This is a genomic window from Streptomyces sp. MMG1533, from assembly GCF_001279775.1.
In the GTDB taxonomy this organism is placed as follows: Bacteria; Actinomycetota; Actinomycetes; order Streptomycetales; family Streptomycetaceae; genus Streptomyces.
Map to the genome: position 1 here is coordinate 16940 of NZ_LGDG01000263.1, position 19933 is coordinate 36872.

Annotated in this window: 19 protein-coding genes; 7 read left to right on the forward strand and 12 right to left on the reverse strand. The window is 71.1% G+C overall.

What is annotated here, in order from left to right:
* Positions 1-50: 50 nt before the first annotated feature.
* Positions 51-1472 (forward strand): lipase maturation factor family protein, encoded by a 1422-nt coding sequence (locus ADK57_RS39880; protein WP_053754617.1) that lies wholly within the window; start codon positions 51-53, stop codon positions 1470-1472.
* On the opposite strand, the gene ADK57_RS39885 is transcribed toward ADK57_RS39880, so the two are convergent.
* From ADK57_RS39885 to ADK57_RS39920, 8 genes are read right to left on the reverse strand one after another with little or no spacing between them, the layout of a single operon-like run.
* Positions 1460-2284 (reverse strand): amidohydrolase family protein, encoded by an 825-nt coding sequence (locus tag ADK57_RS39885; RefSeq protein ID WP_053754618.1) that lies wholly within the window; start codon positions 2282-2284, stop codon positions 1460-1462. The genes ADK57_RS39880 and ADK57_RS39885 overlap by 13 nt on opposite strands.
* Entirely contained in the window at positions 2281-2595 is a 315-nt protein-coding gene (locus tag ADK57_RS39890) for an L-rhamnose mutarotase (protein ID WP_053754619.1), read from the reverse strand. The genes ADK57_RS39885 and ADK57_RS39890 overlap by 4 nt, the downstream gene beginning before the upstream one ends.
* The gene (locus ADK57_RS39895; RefSeq protein ID WP_053754620.1) at positions 2592-3578 is read right to left on the reverse strand and encodes an aldo/keto reductase; all 987 of its coding nucleotides are present in this window, start codon (positions 3576-3578) and stop codon (positions 2592-2594) included. The genes ADK57_RS39890 and ADK57_RS39895 overlap by 4 nt, the downstream gene beginning before the upstream one ends.
* Positions 3575-4330 carry an SDR family NAD(P)-dependent oxidoreductase gene (locus ADK57_RS39900; RefSeq protein ID WP_053754621.1) on the reverse strand — a complete coding sequence of 252 codons (756 nt, stop codon included), beginning with the start codon at positions 4328-4330 and terminating at the stop codon, positions 3575-3577. Before ADK57_RS39900 ends, ADK57_RS39895 begins: the two co-directional genes overlap by 4 nt.
* Positions 4327-5673 carry an L-fuconate dehydratase gene (locus ADK57_RS39905; RefSeq protein WP_053754622.1) on the reverse strand — a complete coding sequence of 449 codons (1347 nt, stop codon included), beginning with the start codon at positions 5671-5673 and terminating at the stop codon, positions 4327-4329. Before ADK57_RS39905 ends, ADK57_RS39900 begins: the two co-directional genes overlap by 4 nt.
* A 37-nt stretch (positions 5674-5710) precedes the next feature.
* The gene (locus ADK57_RS39910) at positions 5711-6739 is read right to left on the reverse strand and encodes an ABC transporter permease (protein ID WP_053754623.1); all 1029 of its coding nucleotides are present in this window, start codon (positions 6737-6739) and stop codon (positions 5711-5713) included.
* The gene (locus ADK57_RS39915) at positions 6732-8252 is read right to left on the reverse strand and encodes a sugar ABC transporter ATP-binding protein (RefSeq protein WP_053754624.1); all 1521 of its coding nucleotides are present in this window, start codon (positions 8250-8252) and stop codon (positions 6732-6734) included. Before ADK57_RS39915 ends, ADK57_RS39910 begins: the two co-directional genes overlap by 8 nt.
* Positions 8249-9322, reverse strand: a complete 1074-nt coding sequence (locus ADK57_RS39920; RefSeq protein ID WP_053754625.1) for a sugar ABC transporter substrate-binding protein — start codon at positions 9320-9322, stop codon at positions 8249-8251. Before ADK57_RS39920 ends, ADK57_RS39915 begins: the two co-directional genes overlap by 4 nt.
* Before the next feature lie 164 nt (positions 9323-9486).
* On the opposite strand from ADK57_RS39920, the gene ADK57_RS39925 reads away from it, so the two are divergent.
* The 3 genes from ADK57_RS39925 (at position 9487) to ADK57_RS39935 (ending at position 12242) form a co-directional block, all read left to right on the forward strand.
* Positions 9487-10197, forward strand: a complete 711-nt coding sequence (locus tag ADK57_RS39925) for a FadR/GntR family transcriptional regulator (RefSeq protein WP_053754626.1) — start codon at positions 9487-9489, stop codon at positions 10195-10197.
* Positions 10198-10243: 46 nt separating this feature from the next.
* Entirely contained in the window at positions 10244-10999 is a 756-nt protein-coding gene (locus tag ADK57_RS39930; RefSeq protein ID WP_053754627.1) for a YqjF family protein, read from the forward strand.
* Positions 11000-11204: 205 nt separating this feature from the next.
* Entirely contained in the window at positions 11205-12242 is a 1038-nt protein-coding gene (locus ADK57_RS39935; protein ID WP_063786085.1) for an alpha/beta hydrolase family protein, read from the forward strand.
* A gap of 6 nt (positions 12243-12248) precedes the next feature.
* On the opposite strand, the gene ADK57_RS39940 is transcribed toward ADK57_RS39935, so the two are convergent.
* Positions 12249-13784, reverse strand: coding sequence for an alpha-L-fucosidase (locus ADK57_RS39940; RefSeq protein WP_053754628.1), 1536 nt, complete (start codon positions 13782-13784; stop codon positions 12249-12251).
* Between the two features lie 18 nt (positions 13785-13802).
* Positions 13803-15638 carry a beta-N-acetylhexosaminidase gene (locus ADK57_RS39945; protein ID WP_053754629.1) on the reverse strand — a complete coding sequence of 612 codons (1836 nt, stop codon included), beginning with the start codon at positions 15636-15638 and terminating at the stop codon, positions 13803-13805.
* A gap of 249 nt (positions 15639-15887) precedes the next feature.
* Here ADK57_RS39945 and ADK57_RS39950 point away from each other — a divergent pair, with 249 nt between their 5' ends.
* A complete protein-coding gene (locus tag ADK57_RS39950) occupies positions 15888-17231 on the forward strand; it encodes an amidase (protein WP_053754630.1) in 1344 nt (447 codons plus the stop codon).
* Between the two features lie 7 nt (positions 17232-17238).
* On the opposite strand, the gene ADK57_RS39955 is transcribed toward ADK57_RS39950, so the two are convergent.
* Both ADK57_RS39955 and ADK57_RS49505 read right to left on the reverse strand, forming a co-directional pair.
* The gene (locus ADK57_RS39955) at positions 17239-17721 is read right to left on the reverse strand and encodes a GNAT family N-acetyltransferase (RefSeq protein ID WP_053754631.1); all 483 of its coding nucleotides are present in this window, start codon (positions 17719-17721) and stop codon (positions 17239-17241) included.
* Positions 17722-17777: 56 nt separating this feature from the next.
* A complete protein-coding gene (locus ADK57_RS49505) occupies positions 17778-17951 on the reverse strand; it encodes a hypothetical protein (protein ID WP_107082809.1) in 174 nt (57 codons plus the stop codon).
* A 450-nt stretch (positions 17952-18401) separates the two neighbouring features.
* On the opposite strand from ADK57_RS49505, the gene ADK57_RS39960 reads away from it, so the two are divergent.
* Entirely contained in the window at positions 18402-18851 is a 450-nt protein-coding gene (locus tag ADK57_RS39960; protein ID WP_053754632.1) for a hypothetical protein, read from the forward strand.
* Positions 18852-18876: 25 nt separating this feature from the next.
* Entirely contained in the window at positions 18877-19797 is a 921-nt protein-coding gene (locus ADK57_RS39965; RefSeq protein ID WP_078973590.1) for an SDR family oxidoreductase, read from the forward strand.
* Positions 19798-19933 lie beyond the last annotated feature (136 nt).

Below are 19933 nucleotides of genomic sequence, written 5' to 3' on the forward strand. Positions count from 1 at the left end.
GAGAGTTACCCGGGGTCCGGCGCGAGAATGGAGAGGAGGAGCGCACGGCCGTGGATTGGTTCACCGCATCCGAGTACTGGATGAGCCGGCTGGTCTTCCAGCGGGCTCTGGCCGTCCTGTACCTCGTGGCGTTCCTGACGGCGGCCCTGCAGTTCCGTGCGCTGATCGGCGAGCGCGGCATGCTGCCCGTCCCGCGCTTCGTCGAGCGGATGCCGTTCAAGCACGCCCCTAGCCTCTTCCAACTCCGGTACTCGGACCGGTTCTTCGCGGCCTGCGCGTGGACGGGCTGCGCGGTGTCGGCGGCACTCGTCGCGGGACTCGACTCACGAGTCCCGCTGTGGGCCGGGATGCTGCTGTGGCTGGTGCCGTGGGTGCTGTACCTGTCGATCGTGAACGTCGGCCAGACCTGGTACGGCTTCGGCTGGGAGTCCCTGCTGCTGGAGGTCGGCTTCCTCGCCGTCTTCCTCGGCAACGACGAGGTGGACCCGCCGGTCGTGGTGCTGTTCCTGCTGCGCTGGATCCTGTTCCGCGTCGAGTTCGGGGCGGGCCTGATCAAGATGCGCGGCGACGAGTGCTGGCGGAAGCTGACCTGCCTCGACCACCACCACGAGACCCAGCCGATGCCAGGCCCGCTGAGCTGGTTCTTCCACCATCTGCCCAGGCCCCTGCACCGGGTGGAGGTGGCCGCCAACCACGTCACCCAACTCGTGGTGCCCTTCTTGCTCTTCACCCCACAACCGGTCGCCACGGCGGCGGCCTCGCTGATGATCCTCACCCAGCTGTGGCTGGTGCTGTCGGGCAACTTCTCGTGGCTGAACTGGATCACCATCGTGCTGGCCCTGTCGGCGGTGGAGTTCCCGGCCGATCCGCCGTCGCTGCCCGCCACCCCGCTCTGGTACGAGGCGCTCGTCCTCACGGTCGCCGCGCTGCTCGTCGGGCTCAGTTACCACCCGGTCCGCAACATGCTCTCCCGCCGCCAGGTCATGAACCGTTCCTTCGACCCGCTGCACCTGGTCAACACCTACGGCGCCTTCGGGAGCGTCAGCCGGGTTCGCTACGAGGTGGTCGTCGAGGGCACGGACGACGACGTACCGCGCGAGGACTCCGACTGGCGTGAGTACGAGTTCAAGGGCAAGCCGGGCGATCCCCGGCACTGGCCTCGCCAGTTCGCGCCGTACCATCTGCGCCTCGACTGGATGATGTGGTTCGCCGCGCTGTCACCGGCGTACGCCGGATCCTGGTTCGGCACCATGGTGGAACGGCTCCTGGAGAACGACCGCGACACGCTGAAGCTGCTGCGCCGCTCCCCCTTCCCGCCCGACGCCCCGCCCCGCTACATCCGTGCCCGCCTCTTCCGGTACCGGTACACGACCTGGCGTGAGCTGCGGGAGACGGGCGCGTGCTGGGAGCGGACGTACGTGCGGGAGTACCTGCCGCCGACGCGGCTTGCGGGGGTGGCTCAGAGGTCGTAGACGCGGATGGCGGTGGTCTCGAAGACCTGGGCGTGGTCCTCCGCTCCGATCAACTGCCGTGCGAGGTCCAGCACTTCGCCGTACGTCGCCTCCGTCGTGCACACCGGCCAGTCCGAGCCGAACATCAGCCGGTCGGGGCCGAAGGCGTCCAGCACCGTGTCGGCGTACGGTCGCAGGTCCTCGACGGTCCAGGAGCCGGGGTCGGCCTCGGTGACCATGCCGGACAGCTTGCAGACCGTGTTGGGCAGGGCGGCGAGGGCGCGGGCGTCGGAAGCCCAGGGTTCCAGGGCGCCGGAGGCGATGGGTGGTTTGCCCAAGTGGTCCAGGACGAAGGTGAGTTCGGGCAGGGAGGCCGCCGCCTTGGCGCAGGCCGGGAGCTGGTGGGGCAGCACGACCAGGTCGTGGACCAGCCCCGCTTCGGCCACGGCGGTCAGGCCGCGTCGTACGTCCGCCCGCAGCAGCCACTCCGGGTCCGGCTCGCCCTGGACCTGGTGCCGGATGCCCTTGAGGTACCGCCCGCCTGGGAGTTCCCGCAGCCTGGCCAGCTCGTCGGCGGCGTCGGGGCGGGTGAGGTCGATCCAGCCGACGACTCCCGCGACCAGATCGTGCCGTGCCGCGAGGGCCAGGAACTCCGGGGTCTCCCCGGGCACGGTGACGGTCTGGACGAGGACGGTGCGGTCGACCCCGGCCGCATGGGCCTCGGGTACGAGATCCGCGAGAGTGAAGTCCCGCCTGAGCGGGCTGTGTTCCTCGATCCAGTCCTGGTCCCGTACGGACAGGTCCCATACGTGGTGGTGCGCGTCCACGGTCACGGCAGCTCCCACACCACGGGCAGCCCCGCGTCCGCGCCCTCACCGGAGTAGTCGTGCGCCACGTCCAGCAGCTCGCCCATGCGGGCCTGCCAGGCGACGTTGACCGGCAGTTTCTCCAGCTCCGCGAGGAGGCGGGCGTAGTCCGCGCACTCCAGGACGTGGAAGAGGTCGGTGCCGCTGCGCCAGATCGTCCAGGAGGTGGCACCGGCGGCGCGGATCGCGTCGGTGAGTTCGACCGGGACCTCGCGGTGGGCGGCCTCGTACTCGTCGATCCGGTCGGCGCGGACCTTGGTGTGCAGGGCGACTCTCATGACGGCTCCTCGGCGGGAACGGGGGCGTCGGCGGGAAGGAGGCCGGTGTCACGCGCCTCCTGCCAGAAGGCGGTGGGGACGATGGCCGCGAACTGGTCGGCGCAGTCGTGGACTTCGGCTGCCGAACGGACGCCGACGAGAACGCTCGCGACGGCCGGATGGGCGGCGCAGAAGGCCAGCGCCGCGGCCCGCAGGGTGGTGCCGTGCCGGTCGGCGACGGACTTCAGGCGCAGGGCGCGGTCCAGCACCTCGGCGGGTGCCTGGGCGTAGTTGTACGTGGCTCCCGGCCTCGGGTCCGCCAGCAGGCCGGAGTTGAAGGCGCCGCCGATGACGACGGACGTGCCGCGTTCCACGGCCGCCGGGAGCAGCTCGGTGAGGGCGTCCTGGTCGAGCAGGGTGTAGCGGCCGGCGCACAGCACCACGTCGACGTCCGTGTCGCGGACGAAACGGGTGAGCAACTCGGACTGGTTCATGCCCGCGCCGATCGCGCCGACCACACCCTCCGAGCGGAGTTTCTCCAGGGCCGGATAGCCCTCCCGGAAAGCCTGTTCGGCGTGGTCGTCGGGGTCGTGGAGGTAGACGACGTCCACGCGGTCGAGGCCGAGCCGCTCCAGGCCGGCCTCCAGGGTGCGCCGTACGCCGTCGGCGGTGAAGTCCCACACGCGGCGGTGCGTGGCGGGGACCGCGAAGCCGTTGGCGAGATCGTCACCGTCCGCGGACCACGGTTCCAGACGACGGCCCACCTTCGTCGAGACCGTGTACTGCGCGCGGGGATGCTCGCGCAGGGCCGCGCCGAGCCGGCGTTCGGACAGGCCGATGCCGTAGTGCGGGGCGGTGTCGAAGTAGCGGACGCCCCGCTGCCAGGCGGCGCTCACCGCCTCGTGCGCCTGTTCCTCGCCGACCTCGGTGAAGAGGTTGCCGATCGCGGCGGCACCGAAGGCGAGCGCGCTGACCTCGACGCCGCTTCGGCCCAGCGTGTTCACCGGCCCACCGGCCGAAGGCGCAGGCCCTGCATGCCGCCGTCGACGGCGAGTGAGGTGCCCGTGGTGGCGCCGGACAGCGGGCTCGCCAGGTAGGCGATCGCACCCGCGACCTCGTCGGCGCTGACGAGGCGGCCGGTGGGCTGGCGGGCCTCCAGGGCGGCGCGTTCGGCGGCCGGGTCGGGGGCCTTGGACAGCAGGCGACCGATCCACGGGGTGTCCGCCGTGCCAGGGTTGACGCAGTTGACGCGGATGCCCTCGCGGACGTGGTCGGCGGCCATGGCGAGGGTGAGGGAGTACACGGCGCCCTTGGTGGCGCTGTACAGCACCCGCTGCGGCAGACCCGCGGTGGCCGCGATGGACGAGGTGTTGACGATCGCGGCGTGCGCGGATTCCCGCAGGTGGGGCAGGGCGGCGCGGGCGACGCGGACCATGCCGACGACATTGACGTCCAGGACGCGGTGCCACTCCTCGTCGTCGTTGTCCTCGACGGTTCCCTGAGCGCCGATGCCCGCGTTGTTGACCAGGACGTCGAGTCCGCCGAGGTCGGCGACGGCCGCGGCCACGGCCTGCCGTACGGAGGCGTCGTCGGTGACGTCGGCCCGGTAGGCGAGCAGCGGCTTCTCGACCGACGACGGATCGAGGTCGAGTACGGCGACCTGGGCGCCGCGCGCGGCCAGGAGTTCCGCGGTGGCCCGGCCGAGGCCGGAGGCGCCGCCGGTCACCAGGGCCTTGAGGCCCTCGAAGTCGCTCATGCCGCCTGTCCCTTCGTGTCTGAGCCCTTGAGGTCGGCCACCCAGAAGGCGCCGTCGGGGAATGTGTACCGCGCGATCGACTCGGGCCGCATCGCGGCCGAGAAGCCCGGCGTCGTGGGTGCCGTGTAGTGACCCTCGCGGATCACCACCGGGTCGAGGAAGTGGTCGTGCAGATGGTCGACGTACTCGATGACCCGGTCCTCGGTGGTGCCGGACAGGGCCACGTAGTCGAACATCGAGAGGTGCTGGACGAGTTCGCACAGGCCGACACCGCCCGCGTGCGGGCAGACCGGGACGCCGAACTTGGCCGCGAGGAGCAGGATCGCGAGGTTCTCGTTGACGCCGGCGACGCGGGCCGCGTCGATCTGGACGACGTCGACGGCGCCGGCCTGGAGGAGCTGCTTGAAGACGACCCGGTTCTGCACGTGCTCGCCGGTGGCGACCTTGACCGGGGCCACCGCCTTGCGGATCGCCGCGTGGCCGAGGACGTCGTCGGGGCTGGTGGGCTCCTCGATCCAGTACGGGTCGAACTCGGCGAGCGCCTTCGTCCAGCGGATCGCCTCGTCGACGTCCCAGCGCTGGTTGGCGTCGATCGCCACGCGGATGCCGGGGCCGACGACCTGGCGGGCGACGCGGCAGCGCCGTACGTCGTCGTCGAGGTCGGCGCCGACCTTCAGCTTGATCTGCCGGAAGCCGTCGGCGACGGCCTCGGCTGCGAGCCGGGTGAGTTTCTCGTCGTCGTAGCCGAGCCAGCCCGGGGAGGTGGTGTAGGCGGGGAAGCCTCTGGCGAGGAGGTCCGTGGTGCGTTCGGCGGCGCCCTCCCGGCCCTTGCGCAGGAGTTCCAGGGCCTGTGCGGGGGTGAGCGCGTCGGTGAGGTAGCGGAAGTCGATCTGGCCGACCAGCCACTCGGGGTCGGCCTCGGCGAGCAGCCGCCACAGCGGCTTGTCGGCGCGCTTGGCGGCCAGGTCCCACACGGCGTTGGTGACCGCGCCGATCGCCATGTGCATCACGCCCTTCTCGGGGCCGAGCCAGCGCAGCTGACTGTCCCCGATCAGGTCCCGGAAGAGCGACCCCGGGTCGGCGCACACCTCGTCCACGGACCGTCCGACCACATGGTGGCGCAGCGCGTGGATCGCGGCGACCTGGACCTCGTTGCCCCGCCCGATGGTGAAGCTGAAACCGTGCCCCTCCGGCCCGTCCTCGGCGTCGGTGCGCAGCACGACGTACGCGGCCGAGTAGTCGGGGTCCGGGTTCATCGCGTCGGAGCCGTCGAGCTCGCGCGAGGTGGGGAAACGGATGTCGTAGGTGTCGACCGCGGTGATGCGGACGGGCGTCGGGGACACAGATGGCCTTTCGGTCGGTGGCGGGGTCGGGGCGTGGTCAGTCCTGGGCGCGGCCCGTCGTCACGCGGGCGATCATGAGGGCGACCAGGATGATGCCGCCGTAGATGGCCTGGATCCAGAAGGACGGCACCTGGGCGAGGGTGAGCAGGTTCTGCACGACACCGAGCAGGAGTACGCCGGTCAGGGCGCCGAACATGGTGCCCTTGCCGCCGTCGAGGCTGATGCCGCCGATCACCGCGGCCGCGAACACGGTGAAGATCATGTTCTGGCCCTGGTTGGCGCTGATGGCGCCCACGTAGCCGGTCTGCATGATGCCGCCGACGGCGGCGAGGACGCCCGCGACGACGAACACGCCGAGCATCACGCGCTCGACGCGGATACCGGCCGCGCGGGCCGCGTCCGCGTTGCCGCCGATGGCGTACAGGGCGCGCCCGATGCGGTGGTACTTGAGGACGAACCCGGCGAGGGCGAAGGCGATCGCGGCGACCCACACCGACATGGGGATGGTGAGGAAGGTGGTGGTGGCGAGGGAGTAGAAGCCGTCGGGCATGCCGAACAGCGTCTTGCCCTTGGTGGCGCCGACGAGCAGACCGCGCAGCACGATCAGCATCGCGAGCGTCACGATGAACGCGTTCAGCTTGAACTTGACGACGAGGATGCCGTTGAAGGCGCCGATCACGCCGCCGACGACGAGGATCGCCAGCATGGCGAGCGCGGCCGGGAACTCCGTGCCCCAGCCGGACTGGGCGACCGGCAGGACGAGGAGCGCGCCCACGGCGGGCGCGATACCGACGACGGATTCCAGGGACAGGTCGAACTTGCCGGTGATCAGGACCAGCGACTCGGCCAGCACCACCATCGCGAGGGCGGCCGATGCGCCGAGGATCGAGATCAGGTTGCGTTCGGTGAGGAACGAGTCGTTGACCACCGCGCCGAGCACCATCAGCAGCAACAGGGCGGGGACGAGGGCGAGTTCGCGGGCCCGGCGCAGCAGGACGGTCCTGGCCGACCGGGCGGCGGGGGTGTGGAGCGGGGCGAGCGGCGGGGCCGCCTTGGTGTCAGCCATGGTCCACTCCTTCGATGGAGGCGATCAGCTCGTGGTCGCGCCAGCCCGCCGGGTGCTCGGCGACCACACGGCCGTGGAAGAGGACGAGGACGCGGTCGCAGCGCCTGAGGTCGTCGAGTTCGTCCGAGACGACGAGCACGGCGGTGCCGTCGTCGCGGGCGTTGTCCACCCGCGCGAGCAGGGACTCCTTGGACTTCACGTCGACGCCCGCGGTGGGGTTGATCAGGACCAGCAGGCGCGGGTCGGAGGCGAGGGCGCGGGCCATGACGACCTTCTGCGCGTTGCCGCCGGACAGGTCGGAGACGGGCTGGTCGGGGCCCTCGGTGTGGATGTCGAGGCGTTCGATCAGCTCGGTGGCGAACCCCCGTTTGCGGTCGGTGCCGACGAAGCCGAAGCGGCCGAGCCGGTCGAGGACGCTCATGGTGGCGTTGTCGCCGATGGTCATGCCGATGACCAGGCCCTGGGCGTGCCGGTCGCGGGGGACGCAGCCGACACCGGCCTTCAGCGCGGCCTGCACATCGCCGAACGGGAGCTGCTTTCCGTCCAGTTGGGCTGTTCCGCGCGTGGGGGTGTGCAGTCCCGTGAGCGACTCGGCGAGTTCGATCTTGCCGCTGGCGCTGGAGCCGGCGAGTCCCACGACCTCGCCGCGGCGGACGGTCAGGTCGATGTTCTCGTACGACTCGGCGGTGAGCCCGCGCGCTTCGAGGAGGACGGGAGCGCTGTCGTCGACCAGCACTTCCTGGACCGCCTGTTCCGCGATCGTCTCGATGGACTCCCCCGCCATGGCCTCCACCAGCGCCGCCTTCGGCAGGGCGGCGACGGGAGCCGTGGTGATCCAGCGGGCGTCCCTGAGGACCGTCACGGTCTGGCACACCTCGTACACCTCCTGGAGGTGGTGCGAGATGAACAGGAAGGTGACCCCGGAATCCTGCAGAGCGCGCATACGGCCGAAGAGCCGCTCGATCTCGCGGTTGTCGAGCTGGGCGGTCGGCTCGTCGAGGACGATGAAGCGGGCCCCGAAGCTCAACGCCCGGGCGATCTCGACCATTTGACGGTCCTCGACCTTGAGGTCGGCGGTGCGGGCCTCCGGGTCGACGCGCACGTCCCAGGCGTCGAGGAGCTCGGCCGCCTCGGCCTTGAGCCGCCGCCAGCTGATGAAACGGCGCTTGAGCGGCTGCCGGTTGATGAACAGGTTCTCGGCGACCGTCAACTCGGGGACGACCGTGGGCCTTTGGTAGACGCAGGCGACCTTGCGGCGCCAGGCGTCCCGGTCGGCGAGCGGGGGCGCCGGTTCGCCGTCGAAGCGGACCGTGCCCTCGTCGGGTGCCTGGAGGCCGGTGAGGAGCGTGACGAGGGTCGACTTGCCCGCGCCGTTGCGGCCGACCAGGGCGTGGGACTCGCCGGGCAGGACGGTGAGCCTGCCGTCGGCGAGGGCGGTGGTGGGGCCGTAGCGCTTGACGATGCCCCGCGCTTCCACGAGTGGGATGACCTGGGCTTCCTTTACCTGGCTCATTCGACCGTGTTGCCCCACAGCTTGGGGTCGTCGACGTTCTCCTTGGTGACCAGGGGCGCGGGCAGCTGGTCCTCGAGGATGCCGCTGGGCAGCTTGACGATCGTCGAGTCGTGGTCGGTCGGGCCGGGCTCGAACGTCTTCCCCTGCATCGCCGCCTTGATGTAGTACATGCCGTACTTGGCGTACAGGTCCGCGGGCTGGGAGACGGTGGCGTCGATCTCGCCCTTGCGGATCGCGTCGTACTCCTGCGCAATGCCGTCGTTGGAGACGATGGTGATGTGCCCCGCCTGGCCGGCCTTCTTCAGCATCCCCTTCGACTTGAGGGTCTGCAGGGTCGGCGCGAGGTAGACGCCGCCGGCCTGCAGGTAGATGCCCTTGATGTCAGGGTTGGCGTTCAGGAGTGTGTCCAGCTTCGAGGCGGCCGTGTCGGACTCCCACTTGGCGGGGATCTCCAGCACCTTCAGCTTCGGGAAGTTCTTCTTCACACAGGCACGGAACGCTTCGGAACGGTCGCGGCCGTTGACCGAGGCGAGGTCGCCCATGATCTGCACGACCTTGCCCGAGGAGATCTCCTTGCCGAGGTACTGGCAGGCCTTCTCGCCGTACGCGACGTTGTCGGCGCGTACGACCATGGCGACCTTGCCCTTGTCCGGGGCCACGTCGACGGCGACGACCGGCACACCCTTGCGCTCGGCCTGGTCGAGTCCGGCCTCGATGGCGGCGCTGTCCAGGGGCGCGACGACCAGGCCCTTCACGCCCTGGTTGAGCACGTTGTTGATGTCGGTGATCTGCTGCGAGGGATCGCTGTTGGAGTTGACCGTCTTCATCGCGTCCACGCCTTCGGACTTCGCCATCTTCGGCACGTAGTCGTTGTACGACTGCCAGAACGGTGAGGTCAGCAGGGGCAGGATCACCCCGACCTTGCCCTCGCCGTCGCCTCCCGCGCCGGAGGCACCACCCGAGTCCTTGGTGCTGCCGCACGCGGCGAGCACGAGCGAGGCTCCGACGGCCGTGGCCACCGTCCCGACGCTCCGCAACCTGTTCCGCTTCCCCACTGTCCTGCCGGGCATCTGGTGGCTCCTCATTGAGCGTGTTCGAGCAGATGCCCGCATACTTATCAGACCACTCTGCCGAAAGAACACCCTCCGTCGGCATATTTTCCCGACTTGGCGCCGTAGTGGTCCTACCACTCTGATGGTTAGACTGCGGCGCACCCGGTAAGTGGAGGAATGGCGTGGACGAGACAGCCCCGCAGAAGGGCACCGTGACGCAGCGCGCCATCGAGCAGATCAAGGCGATGATCGGCGAGGGGCGGCTGGAGCCCGGCCAGCGTCTGCCGACCGAGCGCGATCTGGCGGTCCAGCTGGGCATCTCCCGCAGTTCGATGCGGGAGGCGATCCGCGCCCTCACGGTGCTGGGCGTGCTGGAGGCCCGGCACGGGTCGGGCATCTACGTCACCCAGCTCGAGGCCGGCGACCTGCTGGAGACCTTCGGCGTGGTCGCCGATCTCTCCCGCGGCCCGCGCCTGGTGGAACTCCTCGAGGTGCGCCGCATTCTGGAGTCGACGGCGACCGCGCTGGCCGCGGCCCGGATCACCCCGGACCAGCTCGCGGAGGTCGAGAAGCACCTGACGGCGATGAACGCCACCGAGGACCCGGAGGTGATCCTCGCCCACGACCTGGCCTTCCACCGCGAGATCGCCACGGCCGCCGGCAACGAGACCATGGCCGCCATCCTGGACGGCCTGTCCTCCCGCACCTTCCGCGCCCGCGTCTGGCGCGGCTACCAGGAGGAGGGCGCCTTCGCCCGCACCCGCCGCGAACACGCCGCGATCCACCGCGCGCTGGTCGCCCGCGACCCGGAGGCGGCGCGGGCGGCGGCGGCCGCGCATGTGGGAGAGGTGGAGCAGTGGCTGCGCTCCCAGGTGGCGGACAATGTCCGCTGAACACGGGTCGCGGGACGCCTGATCAGGGGCTGGGGGACGCTGCGGTATGGAGATCGAGCCGGTCACCCCGTCCACACCACGGCCCGTGCGACGGCCCACGCTGGTGCAGGGCTGGCATGAACTGACCTTCCTGCACTGGCCGGTGGAGCCGGAACGGGTGGCGGGGCTGCTGCCGGCCGGCACCCGCCCGGACACCCTGGACGGCGTCACCTACGTCGGGCTGGTCCCGTTCCTGATGCGCGGCGTCGGCCTGGGACCGGGGCCTGGCCTGCCCTGGCTCGGCACGTTCTGCGAGACGAACGTACGGCTGTACACGGTGGACGACCAGGGCCGACGTGGCGTCGTGTTCCGGTCGCTGGACGCGGCCCGCCTGCTTCCCGTACTGGTCGGCCGGCTCGGGGTCCGCCTGCCCTACACGTGGTCGGCGATGCGCCTGCGCCGCACGGGCGATGTGATCACCTACAGCTGCCGACGGCGGGGCTCCGGGGACGGCGGGTCGGCGAGCCGTGCGCAGGTGCGCACCGGGCGGCCGATCGCGGAGCCCACACCGCTGGAACACTTTCTGACCGCCCGGTGGGGTCTGCACGTCTCGTGGCACGGTCGCACCGTGCACCTGCCGAACGAGCACGCGCCGTGGCCGCTGCACCGGGCCGAGTTGCTCGACCTGGAAGACGATCTGGTCACGGCCGCGGGCCTGCCGCGCATGACCGGGCCGCCGGTCAGTGTCCTCTACTCGCCGGGCGTCACCGTGCGGTTCGGCGTCCCCTCTCCCCTGTCACAGCCGGCCGGTCGGGGCCGATAGACGGTTCGTGGCCGCATCGGCCCCGACGGATGCTGTCATCCCCGGCGCAACCCGTCACGGACGTGGTCGCATCCGCCCAGGGCACCCTCGACGACGTGGTGGCCGTCGCCGGGGTCGCCGCCGCGACCGAGCCGGGCTCCTCTGTGCCGGCCGACGCCCTCGGGAATCGGGCGCCCGTCTCCGCCGGTCGGGAGACAATGGCCGTATGCGGTCATGGGGTACGGCCTGTGTCGCCGCCGTGCTGGTGCTGGTGGCCGCGACCGGCTGCACCGGAGGCGGCGACGACGGTGACGCCACGCGCACCAGCCCGTCCGCGTCCACCCGCACCGCGAGCCCGGCGCCCACCGCGACGCCCTCCCCCGCTCCCACGCCCGTCGACCCGGTGTCGATCCCGGGCCTGATCCGGCGCGAGCACAAGGGCTCCGACCTGCGGCTCGGCACCGTCCTCGCCCGTACCTCCGCCTACACCGGCTACCGGGTGACGTACGAGGCGAACGGGCTGACGATCTCGGGGCTCATGAACATCCCGACCGGCAAGGGGCCCTTCCCGGCGCTGGTCCTGGCCCACGGCTACATCGACCCCGCCGTCTACACCACCGGCCGGGGCCTCGCCCGCGAACAGGATCTCCTGGCCCGCAACGGCTATGTCGTCCTGCACACCGACTACCGCAACCACGCGGGCTCGGACAAGGATCCCGACAACGACGTGAACCTCCGGTTCGGCTACACCGAGGACGTCATCGGGGCGGCGATGGCCCTGCGGTCGTCCGGGCGTCCGGAGATCGACGGCGACCGCATCGGGCTGCTGGGCCGGTCGATGGGCGGCGGTGTCGTCTACAACACCCTGGTGGTCGCCCCGGGCCTGTTCGACGCCGCCGTCGCCTTCGCACCGGTCAGCTCGCGACCGGAGGAGAACATCGACCACTTCCAGCGCCCCGCCGGGGACCCGATCGTCGCCGAGATAGAGGCCGAGCACGGCAGCCCGGAGGAGAACCCGACCTTCTGGAAGGAAGTGTCGCCGATCACCTACGTGGACCGGGTGACCGAGCCGCTGCTCATCCACCACGGCACCGCCGACGACACCTGCCCCATCGTCTGGACCCGGCGGACCGTGGCCGCGTTCGAGAAGGCGGGCAAGGACGTTCGGCTCCGCACCTACCCCGGCGAGGGCCACACCTTCTCTTCGCAGTGGCCGCGCTCGATGGACGCCACCATGGCGTTCTTCGAGCGCCACCTGCGCTGAAGCCGCTCAGACCCGCGAGCGGTACAGCCCGAACTCCGCGATCCGTACGGCCTCCCGAGCCCCCGTCACACGGACCCGCCACCGCCGCGCCCGGACCGGCGCGGCGAGCAGCAGGATCCGGCTCGCGCCGATCGTGCCCGCCCGGGCGACCTGCGACCAGGATCCTTCGCGATGAGCCTCGACCACGAAGCTCTCCACCTGCTGGCCGTGCCGGATGTCCTCCGCCAGCCGGATCCGGTCGACCTCACGTTCCGCGCCCAGGTCGAGCGTGACCCGCCCCGGGGAGACGGTGGTGGGGGCTCCGGTCGCCAGGTTCTCGGGGAGTTCCCGGTCCACCCGCTCACGGAACTCCCGCAGCCGAACCACGTCCGCGGCGGGCAGCAACCCGTCGGTGTCCGGCGGGACGTTGAGCAGGAGCACCGAGTTGCGACCCACGGACCGGAAGTAGATGTCCGTCAACTGCTCCACCGTCTTGGGCTGTTGGTCGGCGTGGTAGAACCAGCCGTCCCGGATGGACACGTCGCACTCGGCGGGCCACCACTGCAGGTAGTCGGCGACCGGCTGGGCCCGGACGAGCGCATCCCGGCTGCCCATGTCGGGAGCGTCGTAGGAGAGCGCGTAGTCGGTGCGGCCGTAGTCCTTCTCCTGTACCGGTACGACGCTCCACTCGTCCTCGCGGGCCAGCCCGCCCTCGTTGCCGACCCAGCGCACGTCGGGTCCGGACACGGCGATCGCGGCGTCCGGGGCGAGTGTGCGCACCAGGGTGTACCAGCTGTCCCAGTCGTACTTCTCGACCTTGTCCGGCGGGATGTGTCCCTGGGCGCCGTCGAACCACACCTCGTCGATCGGGCCGTACTCGGTGAGGACCTCGTGGAGCTGGTTGAGCATGTGGGCGCCGTAGTCGGTGGCCTGGAGGGTGTACGTCCGCTGTGGTGTGCGGTCGTCGCCGTCGACGGGGGTGGGGATGGTGTGCTCGGTGCGGGCGCTGCCGTTGGCGTACACGCCGTGCAGGTACTGGTTCTCGTCGGCGGGCGAGATGTAGACGCCGACCTTGATGCCGTGGCGGCGCATGGAGTCGGCGAACGAGCGCAGTACGTCGCCCTGTCCGCCCTGCCAACTGCTGGACGCCACACTGTGGTCGGTGTAGCGGGAGGGGTAGAGGACGAAGCCGTCGTGGTGCTTGACGGTGAGGATGGCGAGCTTGAAGCCGCCGTCGCGCAGGGCTCTCGCCCACTGGTCGGTGTCGAGGCCGGTCGGCCGGAAGACGTCGGGGTCCTCGTCACCGGTGCCCCATTCGAGGCCGGTGAAGGTGTTCACGCCGAAGTGCAGGAACGCGGTGCGCTCCAGGCGCTGCCAGGCGATCTGCCGTGCGGTGGGCCGGACTTGGGATGCCTTGCGGACCAGGTCGGCCTCGGTGTCGTCCGGGGAGACGGGAATGCGCTGGCGGGGGTCTTCCTCCGCGGCGGACGCCGGCAGGGCCGGGACTCCGGTCACGGCGAGTGCGGTGGCGGCGGTGACGAAGAGGCGTCGGGAGACGGTCATGGGGTGGGACTCCTCGCGTCAGTGGGCGGTCAAGTGCCAGAGGGCGGGCGGCTGTTGGTCGGCCGGGTACTGCACGAGCGAGCCGTCGACGGCCACTCGCACGGCCATCTGCGTGATCGCGTTGACCAGGCGATAGCCGCCCTCGGCGGGTTCCAGCTCCCAGCGCTGCATGGTGTTCGCGGCGTCGCAGCTCTGCGCGGTGGCCTCGGCGCCCGGCTGGAGCGGCACGTTGAGCGTGAGCTTTCCGCCACGTATCTCCAGGCAGCCTTCGTCGGTCCGCAGGGTCGCGTAGCCGTCGGCCGTGCGCCGCACCTCGGCGTCGAAGGACCGGCCGTCCGTCTTGAAGGTGTACGTCCCGTCCGCCACCGGAACCCGGGCCAGGTCCCGCCATCCGGGCGCGTGCCCGACGGCCGTACCGCGTGCGGTGAACCCGTCGTACGTGGCGTCGGGGTGCGGGTCCCCCCAGGTGGCCTGGGCGAGGTGACGCAGGGCGGGCCACAGGGCGACGGAGACCTCGTTCTCGGTCTCGCCGCGGCCGTTGTCGGGCCAGAGGCTGATCTTCGCGCCGGTGATGCCGTCACCGGAGGCCAGTTTCTCGCCCTCGAAGCTGCGCGGGTCCCAGCTCTGGTCGTACAACCCCTCGGTGTCACTGTGGAAGCCGCCGCGGACGAGGTACAGCGCGTAGGCCGCGTTCATCAACGGGTAGCCCTGCGCGAGAAGTCGGCTCGGTTTCGTCGCCACGTTCAGCCAGTGCTCGACGGTCGTGTCCGCCGCCACCGGCACGGTGTTGGCGCCGGTGAGACCGTCGTTCCAGATGCGCAGCTTCTTGCCCTTGGACGCGGCGTAGGCGTGGACGCGGTTGACGAAGTCGATGAACGCGTCCTGCGGTGTGGCGCCGGGCCCGTACTTCTCCTGGGCGTACTTCAGGACCTGCGGGTACTTGGCGAAGTCGGAGCCGAGCATGTACTCGTCGGCTCCCATGTGCCAGGAGCCGGCGGTGAAGACCTGGGCGTACTCGTCGATCAGGCTGGTGTAGTAGTCGAAGGCGGCCGGCCGGGTGATGTCGAGGCGCGAGGGCTGCTTGGCGCCGTCGGAGTCGGTCAGCTGCAGATCCGGCCGGTTCTCTATCCACGGGTCCATGTGCCCCGGGGAGTTGATCTCGGGGATGATCTCGACGTGGTACCGGTCGCCGAGGGCGACGAGGCGGCGGATCTCGTCCTTGGTGTAGTAGCCCCACGTGTTGGCCTCGGGGTGGGCGTCGCTCTTCACCTTCAGTTCGAGGAGCAGCTGGTTGAGCTTGTGGTACGCCATCTCGCGGACGAGGTTCTCCAGCCAGGGCAGCGAGATGTGGATGTAGCAGGCACAGACGCCGGCCCCCCGCTCCCGGTAGCGCGGCACGTCGACGGTGCGCCCCGCCGGGATCCGGTCGCCCTGCGCGAGGAGCTGGAGGAGGGTCCGGGTGCCGTAGAAGGCTCCGGCCCCGGTCGCGCCGGTCACCGAAAGCCGCTCCCCCGCGCGGAGTTCGTAGCCCTCGTCGCCGAGCGCCGCCCGGGAAGACCGTACGTCGATAACGATGTCACCGGCGCGGGCGCCGCCGGTCACCACCGGGACCCGGCCATGACCCGCCGCCTTGAGATCGTCGGACAGGGTGGCGGCGACCCTGCGTTCGGCCGGACTGTCCGCCACCAGGCGGGTGCCGGGCCGGAAGGCGTAACTGCCGGAGGCGGGTGTCCAGTCGGACAGGGCGGGCCCGGTGACCGGCGGACCCTGCTCCTGCCGCGCGAGGGCCGGAACCGGCGCCAGGAGCAACATCAGCACCGCCATGATGCCGACCAATCTCAGCCGTTTTCTCATGAGCGACTCCCCATTCATCGGAGGCCTGATGATTGGCTCGACCTCTCAGCCTGTCAATGGGGCCCGATGACGCAGAAGTTGGGCCAGTGATCGGATGACCTGCCGGGTCAATCGACGTGGTCGACCGTCGGACCGCGAAAAGTCCAAGAAGACCGGTCCGAATGTCCAAGCGCGATCGCTCTCGACGCGGCGTCCGCTCCCGGGCAGAGTTCTCCCTACGTACCCACCAGTAGCCTCCGAGGAGCGCCCGTGACCAGCTGGGTCGGCCGGACCGCCGCCGAGATCGCCGCCGCCGTACGCGAGAAGCGGGCCACGCCCCGCGAGGTGGTGGCCGAGCACCTCGCCCGGATCGAACGGCTCGACGCCCGCGTCGGCGCGTTCCGGGTGGTCCGGGCCGAAGCGGCGCTCGCCGAGGCCGACGAGGTGGCCGCGCGGGGCGACCTGGGCGAACTGCCCCTGGCGGGCGTGCCCGTGGCCGTCAAGGACAACCTCGCCGTGCGCGGCGAGAGCATGCGCATCGGGTCCGCGGCGACGCCCGAGACGCCCTCCGGGGACGACCATGTCACCGTGGCCCGGCTGCGGGCGGCGGGTGCGGTGGTCGTGGGGCTGACCAACGTGCCCGAACTGTGCGTCTTCGGCACCTCGGAGGGCGTCCACGGCACCGCCCGCAACCCGTGGGACACCTCGCGCACCGCGGGCGGCTCGTCCGGGGGCAGCGCGGCCGCGGTCGCCGCCGGCCTGGTGCCGATCGCGCTGGGCAACGACGGGATGGGCTCCCTGCGCATACCCGCGGCCAACTGCGGCCTGGTCACCATCAAGCCGGGCCCCGGGGTGGTGCCCGCGGGCATCGGCGACGGCGACTGGTTCGGCATGTCCGAGAACGGGCCGCTCGCCACGACGGTCGAGGACGCGCGCCTGATGCTGTCGGTCCTCGCGGACACCGAAGTCGTACGGCGGGACGCGTCCGCCACGCACCGGGTCGCCGTCTCCCTGCGCAGCCCGATCGCCGGAGTCGCCGTCACCAGGCCGTATACGACCGCGGTGCGGGAGGCGGCGGAGCAGCTCATGAAGGCGGGGCACCGGGTACGCCGGGCCGATCCTCCGTACCCGCTGTCGCTGAGCTTCACGTCGCTGGCCCACTGGACGGCCGGCACCGCGGTGGACGCGCGGGGCCTCGACCGGCGGCAGCTGACGCGGCGCACCCGGGTGCACGCGACCGTGGGCCGCGGCTTCGTGAACACCGTCCGGTCCGGCGAGGGACGGGAGGCGCTGCGCCGGCGCCTGGAGCCGTTCTTCGGCGAGTACGACGTCCTGCTCACGCCGGCACTGGCCCGCCGCTCCCCCAAGGCCGCGGCCTGGCACGAGCGGGGCTGGCTGCGCAACGTCCTGGCCAACACGAACTACTCGCCGCTGACCCCGCCGTGGAACCTGACCGGCTGGCCGGCGATGTCGGTCCCGTTCGGCACCCTGCCCTCCGGCGCCCCCTGCGCCGTACAGCTGGTGGGGCTTCCGGGTTCGGAGGCGGATCTGCTGGCGGTCGCGGAGCAGTTGGAGGCGCGGCACCCGTGGCAGCGGACGGCACCTCTGGAGTAGAGGTGCGTCAGAGGGCCTTGTACATGATGTGCAGGCCCACCCTGCCGTGCCGGGGGTGTTCGTAGGCGTTCGGGACCGTGCCGAGGATCGTGAAGCCGAAGGAGGTCCACAGCTTCACGGCCGGGTTGGTCTCGACGACGGCGTTGAACACCATGCCCCGGTAGCCCTGGTCCTTCGCCGCGTCCAGGATGTGCTCGGCGAGGGCGCGGCCGATGCCCCGGCCACCCTGGTCGGGGTCGACCATGAAGCCCGCGTTGGCGATGCCGGCGGCGGGGCCGCCGTAGTTGGGGGTGAGGTAGGCGGAGGCGACGAGGGCGCTGGTGTCGTCCTCGACGACGTAGACGCGTTTGGCCGGGGCCATCCACAGGGCGCGGGCCGCCTCTTCGGAGGTGTCCGGGTCCCAGGCGTAGGTCTCGGCGGCGGCGACGATCCGGTGCCAGAAAGGCCAGATCCGTGGCCAGTCCTCGGCCACGGCTTCTCTGATCAGCATGGGCGTGAGTTTCGCACGCCCATGCTCTCGGCGATCGCGACGGGTGCTGCCCTGGGTCAGTCCACGCTGGGCAGGATGTGGGGCTCGGCGAGGTCGTCCTCGTAACCGGCCAGGCGGATGGGGGCGGACCGGGCCCACACGTCGAGGCTGCCGATCTCTCCGGGCCGGCGGCCGGCGCGCTCCGTGCGTTCCTTGGGGCGCTGTTCGCGATTCGTCTTCTCCGGTGTCACCGCGCACTCCTTATGTGTCGGGTCACCCTCGGGGCGTACCTGCCCAGTCAACGGCCTGGTTCTCGACGCCTGCTCGGGTGTGGCTAGAGGCAGTTCGGACGCGGTGGCGCCGGTTGTTCGTACGAGATCGAGCCGTGGTGAACGGGCGTGTCCCATGACGGACCTTGGGTGTGGGTAGGACCCCGTACTGCTGTCCGTCCGCTACAGATTAACCAAATGAGCGGGTGGCCGCTCGATAGGGCTGAAAACAAGCGGTAACTATCCGGAGTCTTCCCCTGTTCGGCCAGGCGCGATATGCGTCGGTTCGTCACATCATGCATGGTTTGAGTGTCGCCCGTATGGCCCAGGCCGCCGAACAGGCGACGCAGTTCAGATCCCGTTGGCCGATTCGCAAGCAGGCCATGATCTGCTGGCGGACGGCAACGGCTTGTCCTGCGGGAGGACGGACGCATGGAGCTGCGCAGTGTCGAAGAGCTGATGGATCTGCTGAACGCCTGCCGGGGCGCGTGGGCCACACCGGGCCTCGGAGGCGGCCGGGTCGATCTGCACCAACACGCGCTGCGGACCGCCGCGCTGCTGCGTCGCACCCGCCCCGCCGACAAGGAGCTCCAGGTGGCGGGGCTGGTGCACGCGATCGGTCCGCTGCTGCGGCCGGGCGAAGGCGCCGCGCAGGCCGACTGCGCGGCCGACCCGGTCCGCGCCCTGCTCGGCGAGCGCGTCGGCGCCCTCGTCCGCGGGCACGTTCCGGACGGCAGTCCCGCCGACGACGACCTGTCGCGCCTGCGCCAGGCCGACGAGGAGGCCCGGATCGCCGGGTTCGACGCGGGTGTCCTGGAGGACTGGCGCACGGTGCTGGAGCTGGTGGCGGCGCGGAACTCGCGTCTCGGGGCTGTCGACTGACGGTCCGTCATGAGACGGTACGCCGATGACGCCGTCGTACGGACCCGGAGGAACCCCAGGAGCCCAAGGAACCCCAGGAGCCCCAGGAGCCCAAGGAGTCCAAGCCAACCGAGGACTCCAGGGTTTCCAGGGTTTCCAGGGCAAGACTGCGATCGTCACCGGCGCCACGCGCGGGATCGGGCGGGCCGTCGCCGGGCAACTGGCCGAGGCCGGGGCGCTGGTGTGCGTGACCGCGCGCGACGCCGACGACGTACGGCGGACTGCCGGGGAGCTGGGCGGCATCGGCCTTGCGGGCAGCGTGGCCGACCCGGCCCATCCGACGGAGGTCACGGAGCTGGTCCTGCGCGAGTTCGGGCGGATCGACGTGCTGGTCAACAACGCGGCGACCAACCTGCCGTACGGCCCGCTCATGGAGGCGGATCCGGACGCCTGGCGCGAGGCGTTCACGGTCAACGTCGAGGCACCTTTGCGGCTGGTGCAGTGCGCGTGGCGGGCATGGATGGGCAAGCACGGCGGCGTGGTGGTGAACGTCTGCACGGAGGGCGCCGGACATGTCGGGCCGGGTGTCGGGGCGTACGGCACCAGCAAGGCGGCCCTGCTGCACCTGACCCGGCAGCTCGCGGGCGAACTCGCCCCGAAGGTACGCGTCAACTCCGTCTCCCCCGGCCTCGTACGCACCGAGATGGCGCGCTTCGTGTGGGAACCGGGCGAGCCCGAGGTGGCGGCGGGGCTGCCGCTCGGGCGGATCGGGGAGCCGGGGGACGTGGCGCGGGCGGTGGTGTGGCTGGCCTCGGACGCGGCGGGCTGGATCACCGGCGCCGACCTGCTGGTCGACGGGGGCACGCGGGTGCGGGCCGCGTACGCGTCGGCGCCGTACGCGGTGCACGAGCGGCTGCGGTCCGGGGCGCCGCCGGATGCCGGTACGGGCACCCCCGGACACCACTGAGCACGAGCCACGTGCGCGGGTGCCCGAGGTCGGGGCGGCTACGCGATCGCCCCCGACAGGGCGACAGGCCCGAGGGTGGGCCTGCATGGAGTCGAACCAGGAAGTACGCGTGACCATCGCACCGGGCACACCGGCA